At 31.8% G+C, this 1,235-nt stretch carries 2 protein-coding genes and 1 pseudogene; all 3 read right to left on the minus strand.

Annotated elements, in window-relative coordinates:
• Positions 1-155 precede the first annotated feature (155 nt).
• Positions 156-701: a hypothetical protein gene (locus tag BMW63_RS17795; RefSeq protein ID WP_074724799.1), complete on the minus strand. Its 546-nt coding sequence runs from the start codon at positions 699-701 to the stop codon at positions 156-158.
• Between the two features lie 4 nt (positions 702-705).
• A complete protein-coding gene (locus BMW63_RS18720; protein ID WP_083380556.1) occupies positions 706-885 on the minus strand; it encodes a DUF3289 family protein in 180 nt (59 codons plus the stop codon).
• A 43-nt stretch (positions 886-928) separates the two neighbouring features.
• A pseudogene (locus BMW63_RS18505) lies at positions 929-1,235 on the minus strand (transposase); the annotation flags it as partial.

A 1,235-nucleotide genomic window follows, 5' to 3' on the forward strand; every position in this document is an offset into this window, starting at 1 on the left:
ATAAGCTCCTGTTTTTTCTCCAAATTTATATTTTGTACTCATTTAATTAATATTGTGTTTACTTTGTGGGCACGAGCGAGACGCTCGCGCTAGCATACGCTCAAGCCAGCAGGGGGATTCGTGCGGGAGCGGGGGGATAAATAGAAAACAATCCTTTAGTATTTACTCCTTCTTTTTTCCCAATGAATATTTGGATTGTTTTTCAATCCTTTAGGGAAATAATACAAGTTCATTTCAGAGATAAATAAATAAGGTGATATTGGAGCATCTTCTCGATTATTATCATCTTTAAAATTAATTGTAATAAATAAATCATCTCTATGAGAGGTTTCAACTGTATACTTATCTCTAAAAACATCCAAAAAATTTAATACCCTGCCATAATCTGGAATCGACTCTTTAAAATTTCTATCAAAAAAATATCTTTCTTTATAATAGGATTGATAATAATATTTTTGATTTAAAAGAAATCTATCTCCTTTGCTATCTGAAAACTTTTTCACTTCGTTTTGGTAAAAAAGTAAAATATCACAAAGATCTTCAGGAGGGTTACTCACTATATAAAAATTTGTAACAAACCCAACCCTGAGTCTAGGATTTGTATTCATTTTAAAAATTTCTGTTTTCTTATCCTCGCAGGAACAAAAAAACAAAATAATGAGCACACAAATTATTGATTTTATTATTTTATTATTTTTCATAAATTTATTTTTTATAACTTCCTGAAATCTGTTTCTTAAACTTTATAATAGTTATAAACGGTCTTAATTGATATATTCTACTATGTTGTAGATAAAACCAAGATCTAAATCCCGAATCATTTGCATATTTAGGTTTTTCCTTTGGATCAATATCTAGAGAATCTAATCCATAATGATCAAAAATTTCCCCGCTAGCGCGAGCGTCCCGCTCGTGCCCACATTATAAATCAATTCACGTCTATCTCTAAAAGTGTTTGGTCATTATTTCCATAATTTCTAGCACTGCTGTATTTCCAACCTATTGGATCAGTTACAAAACCTGATTCAACAGGATTTTGATGAATATAGTTAAGCTTTTGCTCAAAAACCTTTAGCGACCAAATCTCTATTGGATGATTATCTTGTTGCCACCCGAGCCTGAAAGTGCGAACTGGCGAAGCAAAATTGTCTATGCTTTACATTGCTATTCTTTTTACCTGCTCGTTCCATCATCAAAAGCATCCATTCTCTTCGGCTCTCTTGAACATTTTCTTC

This window comes from Flavobacterium frigoris (genome assembly GCF_900111075.1).
Classification (GTDB): Bacteria; Bacteroidota; Bacteroidia; order Flavobacteriales; family Flavobacteriaceae; genus Flavobacterium; species Flavobacterium frigoris.